Genomic DNA, 21,255 nt, shown 5'->3' on the forward strand with positions numbered 1-21,255 from the left:
CGGTGCGTGGCGTTGGGCGCGCGTGGATCAGGCACCGCGCCAAAGTAGCTCTCAAGGCAGGAAATGGCAGTCGCTCCTTCGCTCAACTGCCTCTCCAAAGAATCCTTTCTCAGCCTAAACTCAACCCCAAAATCGCCATATGCGATTCCCCTGCCCTCGAGGGGGAGATTACGCCTAGCCGCTTTCGCTCAATCCAGGCCCGAAAGGCCCTCTTCCTCCAGCACCTCGGTGCCGCCGAACCGGAACGGCGCGAAGGAGGCGCGGTGCAGCCGTGCCACTGGCCCGTGCAGATCGATCGCCGTGCGATGGCGCACAGTGGCGTAGCCCATATGCAGCTCGAAGCCGTAACGCGCATGATGGCTGCCGCAGCCGCACATCATGCGGTCGCGCAACACCTTGGCGACGATCGAGGCTGCAGCGATCGACTGCGAGCGCTGGTCGCCCTTGATCAGCGCTTTGCCCTCGCAGGGCAGGCCGGGCGGCACGTCGCGGCCGTCGGCCAGCGCCAGCTTCGGCCGGATTGACAGGCCGGCCACTGCACGGCGCATCGCCTCCAGGCTGGCCTTGAGGATGTTGGAGGCATCGATGCCTTCGGCGCTGACCGAGGCCATCGATACGGCGAGTGCGGAGCCGAGGATTTTCAGGAACAGCGCCTCGCGCTGCAAATGCGTCAGCCGCTTGGAATCATCGAGGCCGTCGGGGATGTTGGCGGGATCGAGCACCACCGCTGCAGCCACCACCGGCCCGGCGAGCGGGCCGCGGCCGGCCTCGTCCATCCCCGCCACCGGCCACAGGCCTTCGGCCATCGCCTTCGTCTCGAACGAGAAGTCGGGTTTCTCGACGATTTCGAAGAGAAGCGGAGAATCGGAACGCGGGCGAGCCATGGTGCGGCGAGGTTCGCATCGGCTCCGATTCTCCGCAAGTCCCCTCCGGGTCGGGCGGGGCACCGGACCAGGAGGGGCTACCGTCTGCAAGCCCGGGGACAGGACAGGCCGGACGGGATTTTTCGCCTGCTGCGGCCGCTTCAAGCGGCTGGCGCGAGACGCTTTGTCACAGCAGCATCAGCTGCTCGGTTGCCTTGGCGGCGGGGACGAACCGGTCGGTCCTCAGCGAGCGCCGCTCGGCATTGAGGCCGAGCCGTTTGGCGGCGATCTCGAAACGGCGGCCGATCTGCCAGGCATAAGGGCCGGAGCCTTTCATGCGCTTGCCCCATTCCGAATCGTAGTCCTTGCCGTCGCGCATCGAACGGATCAGCGACATGACGTGGCGATAGCGGTCGGGATAGTGGCGCAGCAGCCAGTCCTTGAAGATCGGCGCGACCTCCAGCGGCAGGCGCAGCAGCACATAGCCCGCTTCACGCGCGCCCGCTGCCTGCGCCGAATCGAGGATGCGCTCCATTTCCGAGTCGGTCAGTCCGGGGATGATCGGCGCGACCATCACCGAGGCCGGAATGCCGGCGTCCGAAAGCTGCCTGATCGCCTCCAGCCGCTTGGTCGGCGTCGACGCGCGCGGCTCCATCGTTCTGGCCAGCATCCTGTCCAATGTCGTCACCGACAGTGCCACCTTGGCCAGCCCGCGTTCGGCCATGCGTGACAGAATGTCGATGTCGCGTGTCACCAGCGCTGACTTGGTGACGATGCCGACCGGATGCCCGCGCGCCTCCAGCACTTCGAGGATCTCGCGCATGATCCGGTATTGCTTCTCGATCGGCTGGTAGGGATCGGTGTTGGTGCCGATGGCGATGGTGCGCGGCTGGTAATTATCCCTGGACAATTCCTTGTCGAGCAGCCGCGCCGCATCCGGCTTGGCAAACAGCTTCGATTCGAAATCCAGCCCCGGCGACAGGCCCATGAAGCTGTGCGTCGGCCGCGCGAAGCAATAGACGCAGCCATGTTCGCAGCCGCGATAGGGATTGATCGAGCGGTCGAAGGAGATGTCGGGCGATTCGTTGCGGGTGATGATGGTGCGCGGCTTCTCGACCTGTACCTCGGTCTTGAAGGGCGGCAGCTCCTCCAGCGAATTCCAGCCGTCGTCGAACACATGCCGGCTGACCGGCTCGAAACGGCCGGACGGATTGATGCCCGCCGACCTGCCGCGATTGCGGTCTGGGCGGACGCGCATGCCGCTCTGCTCGATCATCGCATTCGCCATCTCGGCCCTGCCAGCGCCGAAGGCGGCAATGTCGGCACGCACGATCTGTTCCATTTTGGCCCTTTCCCAGGGACTGTCCGCCCGCTGTCGAATCGCTCTGCTCATGAATGTATTCCTATCGCACCGAGTGGAACAAAGCAAGAACTTTCTCGCGGCGTGCCGCAAAAACTGGCGCTGCCCACCGCTTTCCGCTATTCGGCTAAACATGCTCAGCGTCCTGATCGAAACCCTGAATGACGAGGAGGGCCTCGCCCGCACGCTCGCCTCGCTGATCGGCGGCGCGGTCGAAGGCGTGGTGCGCGACGTTCTCGTCTGCGACACCGGCTCGACCGATCAGACGCACCGCGTCGCCGAACATGCCGGCTGCCACTATGTCAGCGGCGGCATCGCCGCCGGCATCAGGCAGGCCAAGGGCGACTGGCTGCTTTTGCTGGAACCGGGAGCGCGGCTGGGGGAGGGCTGGATCGACGAGGTCGTCGCCCATACGGCCAGGCAAACCATGGCGGCGCGATTTTCACGGGCACGCGGCAGCCGCGCGCCGTTCCTGTCGCGGGTCTTTGCCGGAAATCGCGCTCTCGCCGAAGGCTTGGTGATCAGCAAGCGTCAGGCCGCCGCGCTGTCTAAGAGCGCCCGCAGCGCCGAAGCGATCGCCCGCGGCCTGGCGACAAGAAGGCTCTACGCCGAGATCTGGGTGGCGCCGCGGAAGTGACGGCTTACCATCCCGGCCTAGGAAACGCCGCCCAAGCAAATTTTCTGGCGGGTTGTCGTTTATTGTGCATTGCACAAAATCTGGCCGGGGGTTACCATTCCCAGCGATACGGGCGAATGGGTTTGGGGTGTGCCGGAGCGGCGACGACGACTATCGTCGATGCTGTTCCCTCGACATTTGAGGACCCCGATGACCCTTTCAAGCCCTGACAAGTCCGGCGCTGCAAGCCTCGAGGCGATCGCACGCAACGGCGGTACGCTGCGCCGCATCGCCGCCCGCATTCCGACCTATCTTTCCGACCTTCGCGAGAATCCGGCATGGCTGCCGATGTTCATGCTGGCGCGCACCATGCCGGCGCGGCGGCTGCACTGGCGCGGTGCGAAGCCGGTTCGGCCGGCGCGCAATGTCAGTGAAACGATGTTCGCCGGCGTCGATCGCGATGCCGTCGTCGGCGCGCTGCGGACGGAGGGGCTCTATTCGGGCCTGACGCTGCCAGCCGCCATCCATGAGGAGATCGCCCGCTTCGCCGAGCACACGCCATGCTTCGGCAATTTCGACCGCCGGCTGGAATTCCTGCCCGAAAAACACGCCGATGCAGAAAAGCATTTCGGCCGCCCGCTGCTCAGCGGCCACTATTTCGAGCGGGTCCTCGACTGCAACGCTGCGGTCGCCGTGCAGCGCGATCCGCTACTCCTCGACATCGCAGCGCACTATCTCGGCAGCCAGGCCAAGCTGATCACCACCCGCGTCTGGTGGAGCTTTCCGACCGGTGGTGTCTCGGACGCCGACAAGAACATGGCTTCGCTCGGCAAATACCATTTCGACCTCGACGACTGGCGCATGCTGAAGTTCTTTTTCTACCTGGTGCCGGTCGACAACGACACCGGGCCGCATGTCTATGTCCGCGGCTCCCACAACCGCCGCATCCTGAAGCATCAGCTGACGCTTCTGGTCGGCCATTCGGCGGAAGAGGTGCTGGGCGTCTATGGCGAGCAGAGCCCGGTCACGCTGACGGGGCAGGCCGGTCTCGGCTTTGTCGAGGATCCGTTCGGCTTCCATATGGGTACCGTGCCGACGCGCACGCCACGACTGATGATGGAAGTCGGCTTCGGCGTCTCGCCGCCGTCGCGCCGGCGGTTTCACGGCGAGCCGGTCATTCGCTGAGGCGGGATCGCCCGGCTGATACCTCGCTCCGTCTCAGCCGCGCCGCAAATGCTCGTCCAGGCGCGGCATGATCTCGACGAAGTTGCAGGGCATGTGCCGATAGTCGAGCTGCGGCTTCAAAATGCCGTCCCAGGCGTCCTTGCAGGCGCCGGGCGAGCCCGGCAACACGAAGACGAAGGTGGCGTTGACGACGCCGCCGGTTGCCCGGCTCTGGATCGTCGAAGTGCCGATCTTGTCGTAGGAGATGCGGTGGAACACTTCGGAAAAGCCGTCCATGCGCTTTTCGAAGATCGGCTCCAGCGCCTCCGGCGTCACGTCGCGGCCGGTGAAGCCGGTGCCGCCGGTGGTGATGACGACATCGATCGCATCGTCCTTCGACCAGCCCAAAACCTTGTCGCGGATCTTGTCGCGGTCGTCGGTGACGATGTCACGAGCGGCGAGGATGTGGCCGGCCTCGGTGATGCGGTCGGCCAGGGTCTGCCCGGATTTGTCGTCGGCGAGGCTGCGCGTATCTGAAACGGTCAGTACCGCGATGCGTACGGGAACGAAGGGGCGGCTCTCGTCAATCCTGGCCATGCGCCTCAGCCTCCGATGTCATGCTTCGCGTCGCGGCGACAAACCAGTCGGGATGGCGGCTGCGGATATCGACGGCCGCGCGCTTGGCCACATTGCCGGTCTCGAACAGCCCGAAACAGGTGGCGCCGGAACCAGACATTCTGGCAAAACCGGCTCCAGCCTTGTTGAGCACAGAAAGCGCCTTGCCGATGGCGGGCTGGATTGCACGCGCCGCAGGCTCGAGATCGTTGCGGGTGATCTCCAGCCAGTTGCGGATGCTGTGGAAGTCGAGGCTGTGCGGCAGCGGCGGCAGCCCCGCATTGTCGCGGCGGCCAAGCGCCTCGAACACTTCGGCCGTCGAGACGGCAGTTCCTGGATTGACGAGCACCAGACCCAGGGCCGGGAAACTCCGCACGAGCGTCAGCTCGTCGCCGATGCCGCGGGCTATCAGCGGCTTGGCTGCGAGGCACATCGGCACGTCGGCGCCAAGCGACAGGCCGATCCGCGCCAGTTCGGCATCGCCGATGTCGAGCCTCCAGGCCTGGACCAGAGCACGCAGCACAGCCGCCGCGTCGCTTGACCCGCCGCCGACGCCGGACGCGACCGGCAGGTTCTTTTCGAGCCTGATGGCGACAGCCGGCGCATGCTGGGGACCGGCCTCGCGACGCAGCGCGTCGCGCGCTTTCGCCACCAGATTATTGTCGTCGGCCGGTACCGCGGAGGCGTATTTGCCGGACACGGAAAACCCGTCGCTGTCGGCAAGTTCCGTCTCGATGCGGTCGCCGAAGCGCGTGAACACAGCCAGGCTTTCGATCGTGTGATAACCGTCGGCGCGCCGGCCGGTGACGTGCAGCGCGAGATTTATCTTGGCGTGCGCATGCGATGCCCGGATGCTGGTCTCGGAATCCACTGGCTCGGCCGCGAGGGAGACGACGGTCAATCCTTGGCCAGACGGTATTCGCCGGTCTTCGGATCCTTGACCAGCGTTCCCATCGTACCGTTGGCGGCTTGCTTTTCGGTACGCCGCACCTTGGCGGTCACCCGCTCGGCTTCCCTGACGAAGGAGCGGTAGCCGAAATAGGCGGCAATGCCGACGACGGCGAAGAAGATGATCTGCGGCATGTCAAACTCTCCCTCGCAAGGCCGGCAAGACGGCCGGTCGGGTCGGTTGATGATTTATGCTAGACGCTTTCACCGACTTTTCAAAGCCCGAAGCGCGCCCACAGCGCGCGCTCTTCCGCCGCATCGATGACGCCGCTTGCCGCGGCGGCGGCAATATCGGGCGCCGAAAAACTCGAGCCGAACAGGCCGAAGCGGCCGAACAGGCCGCGCGGCGCGGTGATCAGCTTGAGCTGGGTCTTCGGCCCGAAACGGCTTTTCAGCACGCTGCGCATGTCGCCGAGGGCATCGACCAGCCCGAGCTCGAGCCCCTTCTTGGCCGTCCAGAACAGGCCGGTGAACAGGTCGGGATCGTCCTTGAGCTTGCTGCCGCGCCTATCCTTGACGAGATCGATGAAGGTCTCGTGGACCTCGAGCTGCAGCGCCTTCAGGCGCTCGACGTCTTCCTTCTTTTCCGGTTTGAACGGGTCGAGCACCGCCTTGTTCTGGCCGGCGGTGTGGACGCGGCGCTCGACGCCGATCTTCTTCAACAGCTCCGGAAAGCCGAACGAGGCCGACACCACGCCGATCGAGCCGACGATGGAGGACGGGTCGGCAAAGATCTCGTCGCCGGCGACCGCGATCATGTAGCCGCCCGATGCCGCCACGTCCTCGACGAAGACCAGGACCTTCTTGTTTTTCTCCGTTGCCAGGTCGCGGATGCGCCTGAAAATCAGCCGCGACTGCACCGGCGAGCCGCCTGGCGAATTGATCGAGATGGCGACCGCCGGCGCGTCGAAGGAAAACAGCTTTTCGAGAAGGCCGGCAGTCGACGCCAGCGACAGGCTCGGCCGGAACTGGCCGCCGCCGGGCATGATGGTGCCGTGCAGCCGGATGACCGGAATGGTGACGACGTTCGAGCGCCAGGATTTCGGCAGCAGGCGATTGAAAAGACGTTTCACGAGGGGGCTGTCTCCGGTCGATTTGCTTGAGGCATGTAGGAATTCGCCGGCCAACGGCAATGCCGTCACCCCGGCAATCAAAATGGATCAGTCTCCGAACAGCGACGCCAACCCGTTATTGATCAGCTCTGCCCGTTCCGAGGGGCCATTGCCTGAATAGGCATGCAGCATCAGCGGCGGCCGGATCGACAGCTTGCCGCGTGCGCCGAGTGCTGCCCGGACGACGATGCGGATCGCTGCCGCTTCGGGGCGAGGATGGACGGCCAGCATCTCGGCATCGCCGAAGCGGCCGGCAATGGCATCGAGGATGGCGCCGAGCTGTTCCGGCCGGGCAATGACGGCCAGCCCGCCGCCCGGCCTGACCACCGCCGCCGCGCTGCGGATCCAGCTGTCGAACAGCCCGTCCTCCGCGACATGCGCGGCCTTTCTCAGCGGATCGGGCGTCGCGCGATCCTCGGCGGCATTGAACGGCGGGTTCATGATGACGAAATCGAAGCTGTTATCCTCGAGGCCGGCGGCCATTCGCGCCCGGCCCGACAGCGCGACATCGGCGACGAGCACCGAGGCGCGGTCGCTGAGATGCGCGTTGCCGGGATGGGCGAGCGTGGTTGTGGCGAAGGCCGCCATTTCCGGAGAACGCTCGACGAGCACTGCCTCGGCACCGGGGCAACGCGACAGTACCGCCAGGCCGGCGGCACCGGCACCTGCGCCAAAGTCGGCTAGCCGCCCGGCGAACGAGGACGGCACGGCAGCCGCCAGCATCATCGCATCCATGCCGGCGCGGTGACCTGCCTTTCTCGGCTGCACCAGCCAGAAGCGACCGCGATGGAAGGCATCGACCGTATGAGCCGGCATGTCCGGGACAAGGGCAGCGGGCGACGCGGACATTATTTTTGGCGGATCTCGTTGGCGATGCCGGCATCCGTCAGGATGCGCCGCGCCGCATCGGCCTTGTCGGCGTCCACCATGACACGGCGGGGCAGAATGCCGATCGAGCCGTCGAGCACGCTCATGTTCTGGTCGGCGACGAAAAAGCCGATGCCGGCATCGCGCATTAGCGATTCGACAAAGGAAATGATGACGGCGTCGTTGGTGCGGATGAGCTCTATCATCGGATGAAACTCGCAGTTTGCGGCGTTGATGTAAACGTGGACGTGATTATGTACCAGAGCCGCCGCGCCAATTCGCCTCTTGCCGCACCGGTGGCTGCCGCCCTAGAGTCTGTCCAGGGACCATGTTGCCGTCGTGCATATCGAGGTTGGGAGTTTTGCCGTGGGTGTCGTTCTCAACATTGAAAACGGGAAGCGGGAAGCCGCCTCGATCAAGGACCTTATCGACCTGACCGCCGCCGACATGGGGCGCGTCAATGAACTGATCTTGTCGAAGGCCGGCTCCGACGTCGAGATGATCCCGGAGATTGCCAACCACTTGATCTCGTCCGGCGGCAAACGGCTGCGGCCGATGCTGACGCTCGCCGCCGCCCAGATGTTCGGCTATTCCGGTGACGGCCACGTCAAGCTCGCCACCTCGGTCGAATTCATGCACACCGCGACACTTCTCCACGACGACGTTGTCGACGAAAGCGGCATGCGGCGCGGCAAGAAGACGGCGCGCATGATCTGGGGTAACCAGGCCAGTGTTTTGGTCGGCGATTTCCTGCTCGGCCAGGCCTTTCGCATGATGGTCGATGTCGGCTCGCTGGAAGCGCTCGACATCCTGTCGAGTGCGGCTTCGGTCATCGCCGAAGGCGAGGTGATGCAGCTCGCCGCCGCCAAAAACCTCGAGACCACCGAGGATGAGCATTTCGCCGTGATCAAGGCCAAGACCGCGGCGCTGTTTTCGGCCGCCGCCGAGGTCGGCCCGGTCATCGCCCAGGCGACGCGCAATGATCGCGCAGCACTCCGCTCCTACGGCATGAATCTCGGCCTTGCCTTCCAACTGATCGATGATGCGCTGGATTACGGCGGCACCAGCAAGGACCTCGGCAAGAATGTCGGCGACGATTTCCGCGAGGGCAAGGTGACGCTGCCGGTGATCCTCGCCTATCGGCGCGGCACAAAGGCCGAGCGCAGCTTCTGGAAACGCGCCATCGAGGACAATGCCGCCGACGATGCCGGACTGGAGAAGGCCGTCGGCCTGATGCTCCGCCACGGCGCAATTGCCGACACCATCGGACGCGCCCGCCACTTCGGCGAGATCGCCCGCGACGCACTGGCGCCGCTCGAGGCGACGCCGCAGAAATCGGCGCTGATCGACGTCATCGATTTCTGCATCAGCCGGGTGAACTGAGAGGCGTCGGCGCCCGCGCCTGTTCTCATCGCGCCTTTGCCGGAAGAACCATTGCTGCGAGCAGGCTGACGACGATGCCCGCCGCCGCGAGCCAGAAGGCGACCTGGATGCCGTCGGCGACGGCAATTTTCAAGGCATTGCCGGACAATTCGCCGATTTGGCTGTTCGCAATCGCAATCAGCACGGCCATGCCGACGGCATTGCCGACATTGAGTGTCGTCGAAGCCATCCCCGAGGCGACGCCTTGCTGATCATGCGCAACGCCGGAAGCGGCGGCAATCCACATTGCTGTCCAGACGATGCCTTGTCCGACGCCGGAGACGATCAGGCCGGGTACGAGGGACAGATAGCTGCTCTCCGCGGTCGCGCCTGATACCATCAATGCTGTGCCTACCGCGCCGACGATCATGCCGCCGACCAGCGTGCTGCGCGTCGAAAAGCGCGTCGCCAGACGCTCGCCGGCTTGCGTGCCGGTGGCGATGGCGACCGACGGCACGAGAAAGGCGAGGCCCGTCTGCAAGGCGGTGAAGCCGTGCACGTTCTGCAACAGCACGGTGAGGAAGTAGGGCAGCGCTCCGAAAGTGGCCATGTAGAGGAAGGTGATCGTCATGCCGGCGACGAGGCTGCGGTTGTGGAACAGGCGCAGCGGCATCAGCGGATCGGCGCTCTTCGCCTCGATCATCGTGAAAGCGATCAGGAAGAATGCCGCCAGTGCTGCACTGACGATGATTGCGGTCGATCCCCAGCCATATTCGGGCCCCTGAACCAGTGTGAAGACAAGCAAGGTCGCGCCGGCGGTGACGGTCAGCGCGCCCGGCAGATCGAAGCTGCGGTGCTCGTGCGGCTTCGGATCGCGCGGAATGATGGCGAAAGCCGCGATGATGGCGATCCCGGCCAAAAGCACGTTGACGTAGAAGACCGACGGCCAGCCGAAGGCGCTGGTCAGAAACCCGCCGGCAAGCGAACCGAGCGTCAGGCCGCTGGCGCCTGCGCCACCCCAGACGGCGAGCGCCCGGTTGCGTTCCGGTCCTTCGGCGAACAGACGGTTGATCAGCGACAGCGTCGCCGGAAACAGGAAGGCGCCGCCGATGCCTTGCACGGCGCGGGCCGCAATGATGATTTGCGGCGACCATGCGAGGCCGCCGACCAGAGACGAGAGCGCGTAGAGCCAGAGCGCGAAGATGAAGACGCGGCGCTGGCCGATCAGGTCGGCGGCCCGGCCGCCGAACAGTAGGAAGCCGCCGGTGAACACGGTATAGGCGCTGACCACCCATTGCAGGGTCTGGCCTGAAAATCCGAGGCCGGCGCCGATCTCCGGCAACGCCACGAAGACGATGTTGAGGTCGAGCGCGATGATGAGCTGCGCGAAGGCGAGCAGCGCCAGCGTTGCGCCGCGCTTCGCGCTGGTTGTTCCTTGCGCTGCCATCGCCCCGAGCGGCGCGCCTTGATCGAGTGAACTCATGCCGGTCTCCTTGTCGACAATTATTTAATGATCGACAAAGAATTGAGATTTGCAATCCGAAGTCAAGCGGATTATTTGTTGATCGACAAAAATTGGAGACCGCCATGGCAGGCAGGCCAAGGGAATTCGACCGCGACCAGGCGCTTGAGAAAGCCCGCGACGCCTTTTGGAGACGCGGCTACGAGGGCACCTCGATGGCCGATCTCGTATCGGCGCTTGGCCTCGCATCGGCGCGCATCTATGCCGCCTTCGGCTCGAAGGAGGACCTGTTTCGCGAAGCGGTGGCGCTTTACGAAGCCAATGAGGGCGGCTTCGCCACGCGCGCGCTGCAGGAAGAACCAAACGTCCGGCGCGTCATCGAGCGCATGCTTCGCGACGCCGTCGAAATCTATACGCGGCCGGGGCGGCCGCAGGGCTGCATGGTGGTGACGGCCGCGACCAATTGCGCCGTCGAAAATGACGCCGTGCTGCAATGGCTGGCGGAGCACCGGCTGGCACGTACCGCATCGATCGTCGAGCGATTGAAAAAGGCCGTGCGCGATGGCGAATTGAAGCCGGCCACCGACGCCGCGGCGTTGGGCGATTATTATGCCACGCTGATGCACGGCCTTTCGGTGCAGGCACGCGACGGCATTCCGAAAAAACGGCTGCACGATCTTGTCACCGTCGCCATGCAGGCGCTCGACGCAAGGCTTTCGCAAACGTCCTGAGTTCCGGGCCGTGACGCCTCACTTACCGGCTTGTTCGGCGGCCCTTCTGGGATTGACCTCCGGCGTCGGCGGCGGCGAACGCTGCTTCGTAGATACGATCGAGATGGCGAAGGCTTCTTCGTCGCGCGGCACTTCCAGCATCGGCGCCCCCATGGCTGGCGAAGCAAGAATTGAAATCTCATCCTGCCACGCAAAGTTGCATGGCGGAAGCTTTCAACCGATGGCGCTTATGGATCGCTTACGGCATCGGGCAAATAGCGACGCGCAGGCAGCGCCAAAGCGGACGCCACGCGGTCAAGGGTCGCAGTTCAGGCCCTTTCGGCATGGTTTATTAATTGCTTGACCCGATTGTGAATTCGGGCCGGGTTGAAGCACGACCCCAAAAAGGCCATGCTTTACCTGTAAAGATCGAGTCTACGGCGATCCCGCTGACGCGGAGATGGCGTTTGGCTGAAAGGGATATGATGCGGCAAGGATATGCGCGCTGGCTGACGGGGCTGGCAATCGCGACGGGCATGGCGATCTCGGCTCTGCCGGTCCATGCCAAACAGACCGCAGAGCCGGTCAGGATCACATCCTTCTCGGGGGCCTATCTCGCCGCCCGGATTGCCGAAGGCGACAACGACCTCGACAGCGCCGTCTCCTACTACAAGCAGGCGCTTGCCTTCGATCCGAACGATACGGGACTGCAGCAGAGCCTGATGCTGTCGCTGATCGCACAGGGGCGCTTCGATGAGTCCCTGGTCTACGCCGACAAGCTCAAGGCGGTTCCCGATGTCGAGCGCTTCTCGCGCCTGGCGCTGGCCATCGATTCCTTCCACAAGAAGGATTTCTCCAAGGCCGAATACTGGCTCAAGCTGTCGCTCGAATCCGATCTCGACCGGCTGATTTCCGGCGTCATGACCGGCTGGGCCAAGCAGGGTGCGGGTGACGCCGGCGAGGCCATGGCTTCCATCGACAAGCTGCAGGGCCCCGACTGGTTCGGCCTGTTCAAGTCCTTCCACCGTGCCTTGATTGCCGACGCCTCCGGCCTGCCCGACAGGGCGGATGCGCTCTACACCGCCACCCTGCAGGACACGGCCGCCGGCGGTGCCGCCCCCGAAACATGGATGCGCAACGCGCAGGCCTACGCCTCTTTCCTCGCCCGTAAGGGCGACAAGGCCAAGGCGCTGTCGGTGCTCGACCAGGCCGAGACATTTGCGCCCGGCAAGGTCGAGATTGCAGCCCTTCGCGACAAGATCAACAAGGGCGAAAGGATCCAACCCTTCGCTGCCGGCCCGTCGGACGGCGCCTCGGAAATCCTGCTCGATCTCGCCACCGCGCTCAACCGCGGCGGCGGCGAGCCGTTCGTGCGGCTTTATCTGCAATATGCGCTGGCGCTGCGGCCCGACAATGACGCGGCGCTCGTTCAGCTTGCCGCCGTTGCCGAGCAGTTGAAGGACGGCGAGGGCGCCATCGCGCTCTATCGCCGCATTCCCGCCGGTTCGCCGCTGAAGGAGCTTTCGGACCTGCAGCTCGGCCTCAACCTTGCCGATCTCGACCACAACGACGAGGCGATCACCCACCTCAAGGCCATCGTCGATGCGCATCCCGACGACATGCGCGCCTATCTGGCGCTCGGCGGGGTCTATTCCTCGAAGGAGGATTTCCGCTCCGCCGCCAATCTTTATGACAAGGCGGTCGAGGTGCTGAAGACGCCGACCGCCGTCAACTGGAACATCTTCTACCAGCGCGGCATCGCCTATGAGCGGCTGAAGGAATGGCCGAAGGCCGAGCCGAATTTCCGCAAGGCGCTGGAGCTCTACCCCGACCAGCCGCAGGTTTTGAACTATCTCGGCTATTCCTGGGTCGACAAGGACATGAACCTCAAGGAAGGCCTCGCGATGATCCAGAAGGCCGTCGACCTGAGGCCGAGCGACGGCTACATCGTCGATTCGCTGGGCTGGGCCTATTATCGCCTTGGCCAGTTCGACGACGCTGTGCGCGAAATGGAACGCGCCGTTTCGTTGAAGCCGGAGGATCCGGTGCTCAACGATCACCTCGGCGACGCCTACTGGCGCGTTGGCCGCAAGCTGGAAGCCACCTTCCAGTGGAACCAGGCCCGCGACCTGAAGCCGGACCCGGACGTGCTTGCCGCCTTGCAGCAAAAGCTGATGAAGGGCCTGCCGCCGATCGAATCCAACACGGCGCAGGAAACCCCGAACGTAAAGCCCGAGCCGGCGCCCGCCCCGAAGGGGTGACCCCATCGCCTTGACGGTCGCGGAGCGGCACTCTACGAGGTGCCGCATCCCGCCGGAGGCCGCCGTGACCGTTGACATCCCTGCCCACACGCATCCCAGCCGCTCGTTCCAGGGGCTGATCCTGACCTTGCATAATTATTGGGCGGACTATGGCTGCGTCGTCCTCCAGCCTTACGACATGGAAGTCGGCGCCGGTACCTTTCATCCGGCAACGACATTGCGCGCGCTCGGCCCAAAACGCTGGAACGCGGCCTATGTCCAGCCCTCGCGCCGCCCCAAGGACGGCCGCTATGGCGAAAATCCGAACCGGCTGCAGCATTATTACCAATACCAGGTGATCCTGAAGCCCAATCCGCCCAATTTGCAGGAGCTTTACCTCGGCTCGCTGGCCGCGATCGGCATCGATCCGCTGCTGCACGACATCCGCTTCGTCGAGGACGACTGGGAAAGCCCGACACTGGGCGCCTGGGGACTGGGCTGGGAGTGCTGGTGCGACGGCATGGAGGTGTCGCAGTTCACCTATTTCCAGCAGGTCTGCGGCATCGAATGCGCGCCGGTGGCGGGTGAGCTCACTTACGGGCTGGAACGGCTGGCCATGTATGTGCAGGGCGTCGACAATGTCTACGACCTCAACTTCAACGGCCGCGAAGGCGCCGACAAGGTGACCTATGGCGACGTCTTCCTGCAGGCCGAGCAGGAATATTCGCGCCACAATTTCGAATTCGCCAACACGGTGATGCTGCTCAGGCATTTCGAAGACGCCGAGGCCGAGTGCAAGGCGCTGCTACAAGCCGGCGCGCCGGCGTCGAACGACAATCTGGCGATGCACAGGATGGTATTCCCCGCCTACGACCAGTGCATCAAGGCCAGCCATGTCTTCAACCTGCTCGACGCACGCGGCGTCATTTCCGTCACCGAGCGCCAGAGCTACATCTTGCGGGTGCGCAATCTGGCCAAAGCCTGCGGCGAGGCGTTTCTGCTGACGCAGGCGGGTGGAATGGCGGCTTAGCTCCAGGCGATTTCGACAGGGGCGCTGATTGGCAACGTGCCTTGGCCGCTTGCACCGGCTATTGTCCGCAGCGCCTGCCGGACGCCGGGCATCGAGAAGGCACCGTGCACCTGCGCTGTAAAACAGGCGCTGAGCGCGAGGATCTGCAGGAATGTCGATGCCGTTTTCATGGTCGTTCAGCCAATAGCTCTCTGCCTGAGCGTTGGTCGCTTCAGCGCTGCGTTCGGTTCATGGAAATCTTTGATCCAAGGACGGGCGGACCGGCGCGTGTCCGACAGGAGGCTGAATTTTTTCGGAAATCGCCGCTGGACGCCTTGATCGTGCTGGCCCGATCTTGCTGGGAAGGGTGACAGCGGCCGACCGAGTTGCTATGCCCCGCTTACCTCCGCCTCGATGGGGGAGGACGCCGCGAAGCGGCGGCTGTTTTTTGTCGCGTGAGCTCTTTCAATGCCTGACCTGCTTCTAGAACTTCGTTCCGAAGAAATCCCCGCTCGCATGCAGCGCAAGGCGGCCGGCGATCTCAGGAAGCTTTTGACCGACGGTCTGGTTGAAGCCGGGCTGACCTATGAGGCGGCGCGCGAATATTGGACGCCGCGTCGGTTGGCGCTCGACATCCGCGGCCTGACCGCCCGCTCGAAGGACATCAGCGAGGAGATCAAGGGCCCCTCGACCAAGGCGCCCGAGCAGGCGGTGCAAGGTTTTCTGCGCAAGGCCGGCCTTGCCTCGATTGCCGAGGCGCATGTCCATTCCGATCCGAAGAAGGGCGACTTCTATGTCGCCCATATTTCCAGGCCGGGCAGGTCGGCGGAGCAGATCATCGCCGAGCTGGTGCCGGGCATCATCCGCAACTTCCCCTGGCCGAAATCGATGCGCTGGGGGCCGGCGTCGGCCAAGCCCGGGTCGCTGCGCTGGGTGCGGCCGCTGCAATCGATCCTGTGCACCTTCGGCCCGGAAACCGAGGAGCCGGTGGTGGTCGATTTCGAGATCGACGGTATCCGCTCAGGCAACGTCACCTACGGCCACCGTTTTCATGCGCCGGGCGCCATCACGGTGCGCCGCTTTGACGATTACGTCGCCAAGCTTGAAGCGGCCAAGGTCGTGCTCGATGCCGACCGACGCAAGGAGATCATTCTTGCCGATGCCAGGAACCTCGCCTTCGCCAGCGGGCTCGACCTCGTCGAGGACGAGGGGCTGCTGGAGGAAGTGTCGGGCCTGGTCGAATGGCCCGTCGTGCTGATGGGCGAATTCGAGCAGGATTTTCTGGCCATTCCGGCCGAGGTGATCCGGCTCACCATCCGCGCCAACCAGAAGTGTTTTGTGACGCGGCCGCATGGCGCGGGCGAAGAGCTCTCCAACCGCTTCATCCTGACCGCCAATGTCGAGGCCAAGGATGGCGGCAAGGAGATCGCCCATGGCAACGGCAAGGTGGTGCGCGCCCGCCTGTCCGACGCGCTCTATTTCTGGAAGACCGACCAGGGCGACCTGCCGGATCTCGACCAGTTGCAGGCATCGGCGGAAAAGTTCGGGCTTGACCTCAACAAGCCGCTCGACCAGCGCATGGCCCGCCTCGACCATCTCAATGTGACGTTTCATGCCAAGCTCGGCACGCAGGGCGAGCGGGTGGAGCGGATTGCGCGCTTGGCCGAAGAACTGGCACCAATCGTGGTGCGCGCAATCTCCCCCCTTGAGGGGGAGATGGCCGGCAGGCCAGAGGGGGTCGCTTCGCGTGAAGCGCCGGCATCCTCGGTCCACAAGAGAGAGTCGCGTCAGGACGCACCGATCCCCTCTGTCGCCTTCGGCGACATCTCCCCCTCAAGGGGGGAGATTACCGCGCTGGCGCGTCGCGCTGCCGTCCTCGCCAAGGCCGATCTCACCACCGAGGTGGTTGGCGAATTCCCGGAACTGCAGGGCGCCATGGGTCGCAAATACGCCCTGCTGCAACGCGAGCATCCGTCGGTCGCCGCTGCGATCGAGGAGCACTACAAGCCGCAGGGGCCGTCAGATCGCGTGCCGACTGATCCGGTATCGATCGCCGTGGCGCTCGCCGACAAGCTCGATACGCTGGTCGGGTTCTGGGCGATCGACGAAAAACCGACCGGATCGAAGGACCCCTATGCGCTGCGGAGAGCGGCGCTGGGGGTAACGAGGATACTGATTGAGAACGGGATTAGGTTGTCCCTGAAATCTGTGGCCAATATCGCGTCCGAAGATATTGCAGGTCACATACGCGATCCCAAACTCGACCGACAGTTCGAAATTGCTGCGGAGCTAGAGCAGCAACTCGGAGGAGATTCGCTTACCGATCTCGTCATCGAACGCGATTCCGCAATCTCAAACAACACCTTTGAGCGTTCCGGAGAAAGGCAGCAGCAAGAGATCAACAATCTCCTCTCCTTCTTCCACGATCGCCTCAAAGTCTATCTCCGCGATCAGGGTGCGCGGCACGACCTGATCGACGCGGTGCTGGCGAGTGGCGCTGCCCCCTCATCCGGCCCTTCGGGCCACCTTCTCCCCGCTGGGGAGAAGAGGCTGGCACCGGCGTTGGCGACCTCTTCTCCCCTCGGGGAGAAGGTGGCCGCGAAGCGGCCGGATGAGGGGGCTTCGCAAAACGACGACCTTCTGCAAATCGTCCGCCGGGTCGAAGCCCTTGGCTCGTTCCTCGACACCGAGGACGGCAAGAACCTGCTTGCCGGCACCAAGCGCGCGGCCAACATCGTGGCTGCCGAAGAGAAGAAGGCGACAGCGATCGCAAGCAGCGTTGAGCCGGCTCTGTTCCGGGAGGGCGCCGAAAAAACCCTGTTCGCGGCGGTGAATCAGGCCGAGAGGCAAGCCGGCGAAGGAATTCAAAACGAAGACTTTTCCGCCGCCATGCTGGCGCTTAGCGTGTTGCGCGAGCCGGTTGATTCATTCTTTGAGAAAGTCCTGGTAAACGACGAGGACCAGGCGGTGCGCGCCAATCGCCTGGCATTGCTCGCCCGCATCCGCGCGGCGACCGACCGGGTCGCGGATTTCTCCAAGATAGCCGGCTGACGTCTGGGAAAAAATCATCGCTTGTGGCGCTATTTGGGCTGGTCGGGAGCTGCTAGCGGCGCAGGCTGCGGCGCTGCCGGCTCAGGGGTTTTGCTGGCGACCTTTGGATCGGCCTTGCTGTTCGCGGCGGGCGCGGCGGCGGTGGCCGGCGCGGCTCTGGGCGCGGGCGTTGCAAAGGCATCGCCGACGATACCGCCGCGAATGATCATCGGGCTTCCGGTGAAGCCATGGCTCGGCTGGCTCGGGATTGCCGCGACCTTTTCATCGGTGACGTTTCCATTGACGTTGGCCAGCTTCTCGCCAAGCGCGACGATCGACGGTGTTTTCGTCCGCTCGACCGAGCCGGGACTGGCCACCGTACCGACCACCGAAGGCGTCGCCGTCGTCTGCCCGAGAAAAACCAGCGACGAGGCCTGTGCCGTGCCGGCCATAACCGCCAGACCAAGCGCACCAAGGATACGCATCGAAAGCATGATAGTTCCCCTTGCCCAAGAAGACGGCACCCTAGCCGAGGGCAGTTGATGCCGGCTTGCGGGGAAACATAGCATTTTAGCGATTTGCGATTCGCCAACGCCTGGGCTTGCTCGCCCGGCGTCGCCGTATTAGGCACCCGTATCCGTGAGGTGACGACAGTGGCTGAAATTCGTACCGTCGGCGAGGCGATGGAAAGGGCGTTGGCGCTGCTCGAAAGCGGCGACGTCGTCGCCATACCGACCGAGACCGTCTATGGGCTGGCCGGCGACGCGACCAATGGCGTTGCCGTGGCTCGTATCTTCGAAGCCAAGGGTCGCCCGCGCTTCAACCCGCTGATCGCCCATATAGCCGATCCGACGATGGCCGAGCGCATCGCGCTGTTCGATCCGCTGTCGGAAAGATTGGCGCAGGCATTCTGGCCGGGACCGCTGACGCTGGTTCTCCCGCAGCGGCCCGGCAACGGCATTCATCCGCTGGTCACCGCCGGTCTGGACACCATCGCGCTGCGCATGCCGAAAGGCTTTGGCGGCGAGCTGATCGCCAGGTTCGGCCGCGCGCTTGCGGCGCCCAGCGCCAATTCCTCGGGCAGGATCAGCGCCACCACGGCCGAGGCCGTGGCCGCCGACCTCGGTCCCCGGATCAAGCTCATCGTCGATGGCGGCGCGACGCGGGTCGGGCTGGAATCGACGATCCTCAAGGTCGAAGCCGGAAAGCTGCGGCTGCTGCGACCGGGCGGCATTGCCGCCGAAGAGATCGAAGCAGTGGCCGGGACAAAGTTGCTGCGCGGCGCTTCGGGCATCGAGGCGCCCGGCATGCTCGCCTCGCATTACGCTCCGGGTGCGGCGGTGCGGCTCAATGCCGGCAAGGTCGCCACAGGCGAAGCCTTGCTGGCCTTCGGCCGCCGCCGTGCCGAGGGCTGGCGCGATGCAGCCGCACTGCGCAATTTGTCGGAGACCGGCGACCTGCGCGAGGCAGCAAGCAATCTCTTCGCTCATCTGCAGGATCTCGATGGCAGCGGCGCCAAAACCATCGCCGTCGAGCCGATCCCGTTCGAAGGGCTGGGCGAGGCGATCAACGACAGGCTTTCGCGCGCCGCCGCCCCGCGTGACAAGATCGCCCCTCGTGACAAGATGGATTGAGCACCATAGTTTCCACCCATGAACGACATTTCCCCCGACCTCGATCCTGCCGTCATCGCGCGCTTTGTGACAATCGTCGGCGACAAATATGCGCTGCGCGACCAGCAGGACATCACGCCTTACCTCGCCGAGCGGCGCGGACTTTGGCACGGCAGGACGGCGCTGGTGCTGAGGCCGGGGACCGTCGAGGAGGTCAGCCGCATCATGCGGCTGGCGAGCGAAACGGGCACGCCGATTGTACCGCAAAGCGGCAACACCGGGCTGGTCGGCGCCCAGGTGCCGGACGCGTCCGGCCGCGAGATCGTGCTGTCGCTGTCGCGGCTAAACCGCATCCGTGAGATCGATACCCTGTCCAACACGGTGACGGTCGAAACCGGCGTCATCCTGCAGACGCTGCAGGAAGCGGCCGATGCCGCCGACCGGCTGTTTCCGCTGTCGCTTGCCGCGCAAGGCTCCTGCCAGATCGGCGGCAATCTCTCTTCCAACGCCGGTGGCACCGGCGTGCTTGCCTACGGCAATGCGCGCGAACTCTGCCTCGGCGTCGAAGTGGTGCTGCCGACCGGCGAAGTGTTCGACGACCTGCGCAAGCTGAAGAAGGACAATACCGGTTATGATCTGAAGGACCTGTTCGTCGGCGCCGAGGGTACGCTCGGCATCATCACCGCCGCCGTGCTCAAGCTTTTCCCCAAGCCCAAGGGGCGCGAGGTGGCGTTTGCCGGCCTGTCATCGCCGGAGGCGGCACTGTCGCTGTTCAGCCTCGCGATGGACCGTGCAGGGGCAGCGCTCACCGCCTTCGAGCTGATCGGCCAGAGGCCTTACGACTTCACGCTTGCCCACGCACAAGGCGTAGTGCGGCCGCTGGCCGGCGATTGGCCGTGGTATGTGCTGATGCAGATCTCGTCGGGCCGCTCGGCCGAGGATGCACGGGCGCTGATCGAAGAGGTGCTGGAGGCAGGCCTCGAGCAAGGGATCGTCGGCGATGCGGTGATCGCGTCAAGCATCGCCCAGGGCGATGCGTTCTGGAATTTCCGCGAAGTGCTGCCCGAGGCGCAGAGACCCGAAGGTGCCTCGATCAAGCACGACATCTCGGTACCGGTGGCGTCGATCCCGCCCTTCATCGAAAAGGCCGCCGGCGCCGTGCAATCGGTCAGTCCCGGCGCACGCGTCGTCTGCTTCGGCCACATGGGCGACGGCAATCTGCACTACAACATTTCCCGGCCGGTCGACGGTGACGACGAGGCGTTTCTCGGCCTTTACCACGTCATGAACAAGGCCGTGCACGACGTCGTGCGCTCGTTTCATGGCTCGATCTCGGCCGAGCACGGCATCGGCCAGTTGAAGCGGGACGAATTGATCGCGACGGCGCCGCCGATCGCGATCGAGCTGATGCGCAGGGTGAAGGCCGCTTTCGATCCCGCCGGCATCATGAATCCCGGTAAGGTTATCTGATCCTTTCGCCGGCCCGCGCCGGTTCGTATTCCGATAACCATCCGCCTCGGATCAGCAAAATTTAACCGACTTTCTTAAGCGCGAGGATAAGAAGCTCGCGCTAATGTTTCTGCACAACGAGGCTGGGAAAACCGGCCCGGAGATCCGGAAACACCGGCTCTCAGGAGAAACAGGAAAGGCACGATATGAACACTGGACTGAAGCCAGTCTGGGCCGGGCGCAATATGCGCCTCGACCCATTCCGCCTGCCGCAGGTGGTGAGCTACGCCACGCGCGACGACTATGGCGACGTTACCTTCACCATCGATCAGCGCGGCGCGGTTATCCGCCGCACGCTGGAGATGAGTGGCGTGCCGGCGATCATCGCTCTGCCCGCCAACGCGTTTCGCGGCGTCGCCGCCCGCGCCATGGAGGATCCGGATGGCAATGTCACAGTGACGCTTGAGCTTCTGCACAACGACCCGATGCTGTCGGTGCCGCTGCTGGTCGCCGACGATCTCGACGACGTCGCCGCCGACTGGCGCGCCTGGGCCGACGCCTACCGCCTGCCGATGCTTCTGATCGAGGCCGACGGCATTGCTCGCACGCTGGAAGAATCACTCGGCGCCGCCATCAAGGCGCTCCCGGCGCAGGACCGTCGCAAAGGTCGCGTCTCGACCATGCGCCGCCCGCGCTTCCTCGCCCGCCGCCGCGCCGGCGACCTCGGCCTCAGGCTGGTCATCGGCGGCGAGGAGCTTATTTCGCGGGAATAGGCCTGAGCGCCTCTTCCTTCTCCCCCTGTGGGAGAAGGTGGCCGAGCGGAGCTCGGTCGGAT

General features: G+C 64.5%; 22 protein-coding genes. 10 read left to right on the forward strand and 12 right to left on the reverse strand.

What is annotated here, in order from left to right; translation table 11 throughout:
• Positions 1-188: 188 nt before the first annotated feature.
• A complete protein-coding gene (gene rnhB, locus NKH91_RS11420; protein ID WP_352483735.1) occupies positions 189-884 on the reverse strand; it encodes a ribonuclease HII in 696 nt (231 codons plus the stop codon).
• A 166-nt stretch (positions 885-1,050) separates the two neighbouring features.
• Positions 1,051-2,205, reverse strand: coding sequence for a PA0069 family radical SAM protein (locus tag NKH91_RS11425; protein ID WP_352483734.1), 1,155 nt, complete (start codon positions 2,203-2,205; stop codon positions 1,051-1,053).
• A gap of 151 nt (positions 2,206-2,356) precedes the next feature.
• Between NKH91_RS11425 and NKH91_RS11430 the strand changes: the two genes are divergently transcribed.
• Entirely contained in the window at positions 2,357-2,860 is a 504-nt protein-coding gene (locus NKH91_RS11430; RefSeq protein WP_352884893.1) for a glycosyltransferase, read from the forward strand.
• A 189-nt stretch (positions 2,861-3,049) separates the two neighbouring features.
• Positions 3,050-4,024, forward strand: a complete 975-nt coding sequence (locus NKH91_RS11435) for a phytanoyl-CoA dioxygenase family protein (protein WP_023716859.1) — start codon at positions 3,050-3,052, stop codon at positions 4,022-4,024.
• Positions 4,025-4,057: 33 nt separating this feature from the next.
• Here the strand turns inward: NKH91_RS11435 and moaB are convergent, their stop codons facing one another.
• From moaB to NKH91_RS11465, 6 genes are all read right to left on the reverse strand, one after another.
• Entirely contained in the window at positions 4,058-4,600 is a 543-nt protein-coding gene (moaB, locus tag NKH91_RS11440) for a molybdenum cofactor biosynthesis protein B (RefSeq protein WP_023716860.1), read from the reverse strand.
• Positions 4,587-5,489: a 4-(cytidine 5'-diphospho)-2-C-methyl-D-erythritol kinase gene (locus tag NKH91_RS11445; protein WP_023716861.1), complete on the reverse strand. Its 903-nt coding sequence runs from the start codon at positions 5,487-5,489 to the stop codon at positions 4,587-4,589. Before NKH91_RS11445 ends, moaB begins: the two co-directional genes overlap by 14 nt.
• A gap of 26 nt (positions 5,490-5,515) precedes the next feature.
• Positions 5,516-5,701: a membrane protein gene (locus tag NKH91_RS11450; RefSeq protein ID WP_023674078.1), complete on the reverse strand. Its 186-nt coding sequence runs from the start codon at positions 5,699-5,701 to the stop codon at positions 5,516-5,518.
• Between the two features lie 80 nt (positions 5,702-5,781).
• The gene (locus NKH91_RS11455) at positions 5,782-6,639 is read right to left on the reverse strand and encodes a S49 family peptidase (protein ID WP_023716862.1); all 858 of its coding nucleotides are present in this window, start codon (positions 6,637-6,639) and stop codon (positions 5,782-5,784) included.
• A gap of 87 nt (positions 6,640-6,726) precedes the next feature.
• Complete coding sequence (locus NKH91_RS11460; RefSeq protein WP_352483733.1) at positions 6,727-7,527, reverse strand: tRNA1(Val) (adenine(37)-N6)-methyltransferase; 801 nt, start codon at positions 7,525-7,527, stop codon at positions 6,727-6,729.
• Positions 7,527-7,751: a putative signal transducing protein gene (locus NKH91_RS11465; RefSeq protein WP_023716864.1), complete on the reverse strand. Its 225-nt coding sequence runs from the start codon at positions 7,749-7,751 to the stop codon at positions 7,527-7,529. The genes NKH91_RS11460 and NKH91_RS11465 overlap by 1 nt, the downstream gene beginning before the upstream one ends.
• 160 nt (positions 7,752-7,911) lie before the next feature.
• Between NKH91_RS11465 and NKH91_RS11470 the strand changes: the two genes are divergently transcribed.
• Entirely contained in the window at positions 7,912-8,928 is a 1,017-nt protein-coding gene (locus NKH91_RS11470; protein ID WP_023716865.1) for a polyprenyl synthetase family protein, read from the forward strand.
• A gap of 25 nt (positions 8,929-8,953) precedes the next feature.
• On the opposite strand, the gene NKH91_RS11475 is transcribed toward NKH91_RS11470, so the two are convergent.
• Positions 8,954-10,390 carry an MFS transporter gene (locus tag NKH91_RS11475; RefSeq protein WP_198030447.1) on the reverse strand — a complete coding sequence of 479 codons (1,437 nt, stop codon included), beginning with the start codon at positions 10,388-10,390 and terminating at the stop codon, positions 8,954-8,956.
• A gap of 104 nt (positions 10,391-10,494) precedes the next feature.
• Between NKH91_RS11475 and NKH91_RS11480 the strand changes: the two genes are divergently transcribed.
• Positions 10,495-11,100: a TetR/AcrR family transcriptional regulator gene (locus NKH91_RS11480; RefSeq protein WP_023716867.1), complete on the forward strand. Its 606-nt coding sequence runs from the start codon at positions 10,495-10,497 to the stop codon at positions 11,098-11,100.
• A gap of 18 nt (positions 11,101-11,118) precedes the next feature.
• On the opposite strand, the gene NKH91_RS11485 is transcribed toward NKH91_RS11480, so the two are convergent.
• On the reverse strand, positions 11,119-11,241 hold the full coding sequence (locus NKH91_RS11485) for a hypothetical protein (protein ID WP_352483732.1): 123 nt from the start codon (positions 11,239-11,241) through the stop codon (positions 11,119-11,121).
• Positions 11,242-11,564: 323 nt separating this feature from the next.
• Here NKH91_RS11485 and NKH91_RS11490 point away from each other — a divergent pair, with 323 nt between their 5' ends.
• Positions 11,565-13,340: a tetratricopeptide repeat protein gene (locus NKH91_RS11490; protein WP_352884959.1), complete on the forward strand. Its 1,776-nt coding sequence runs from the start codon at positions 11,565-11,567 to the stop codon at positions 13,338-13,340.
• A gap of 64 nt (positions 13,341-13,404) precedes the next feature.
• Positions 13,405-14,349: a glycine--tRNA ligase subunit alpha gene (locus NKH91_RS11495; protein ID WP_023716870.1), complete on the forward strand. Its 945-nt coding sequence runs from the start codon at positions 13,405-13,407 to the stop codon at positions 14,347-14,349.
• Here NKH91_RS11495 and NKH91_RS11500 read toward each other — a convergent pair.
• Positions 14,346-14,519, reverse strand: a complete 174-nt coding sequence (locus NKH91_RS11500; protein WP_023716871.1) for a hypothetical protein — start codon at positions 14,517-14,519, stop codon at positions 14,346-14,348. The two genes, NKH91_RS11495 and NKH91_RS11500, sit on opposite strands and share 4 nt — an antisense overlap.
• A 277-nt stretch (positions 14,520-14,796) precedes the next feature.
• Between NKH91_RS11500 and glyS the strand changes: the two genes are divergently transcribed.
• The gene (glyS, locus tag NKH91_RS11505) at positions 14,797-17,379 is read left to right on the forward strand and encodes a glycine--tRNA ligase subunit beta (protein WP_352483731.1); all 2,583 of its coding nucleotides are present in this window, start codon (positions 14,797-14,799) and stop codon (positions 17,377-17,379) included.
• Between the two features lie 29 nt (positions 17,380-17,408).
• Here glyS and NKH91_RS11510 read toward each other — a convergent pair whose 3' ends face one another.
• Positions 17,409-17,852, reverse strand: coding sequence for a hypothetical protein (locus NKH91_RS11510; protein WP_352548670.1), 444 nt, complete (start codon positions 17,850-17,852; stop codon positions 17,409-17,411).
• A 159-nt stretch (positions 17,853-18,011) separates the two neighbouring features.
• Here NKH91_RS11510 and NKH91_RS11515 point away from each other — a divergent pair, with 159 nt between their 5' ends.
• From NKH91_RS11515 to NKH91_RS11525, 3 genes are all read left to right on the forward strand, one after another.
• Positions 18,012-18,992, forward strand: coding sequence for an L-threonylcarbamoyladenylate synthase (locus NKH91_RS11515; RefSeq protein WP_352483729.1), 981 nt, complete (start codon positions 18,012-18,014; stop codon positions 18,990-18,992).
• 18 nt (positions 18,993-19,010) lie between these two features.
• Positions 19,011-20,441, forward strand: a complete 1,431-nt coding sequence (locus NKH91_RS11520) for an FAD-binding oxidoreductase (protein WP_352548667.1) — start codon at positions 19,011-19,013, stop codon at positions 20,439-20,441.
• Positions 20,442-20,626: 185 nt separating this feature from the next.
• Entirely contained in the window at positions 20,627-21,193 is a 567-nt protein-coding gene (locus tag NKH91_RS11525) for a DUF6101 family protein (protein ID WP_023674094.1), read from the forward strand.
• The last annotated feature ends 62 nt before the right edge of the window (positions 21,194-21,255 follow it).

This window comes from Mesorhizobium sp. M0894 (assembly GCF_040319725.1).
Lineage (GTDB): Bacteria > Pseudomonadota > Alphaproteobacteria > Rhizobiales > Rhizobiaceae > Mesorhizobium.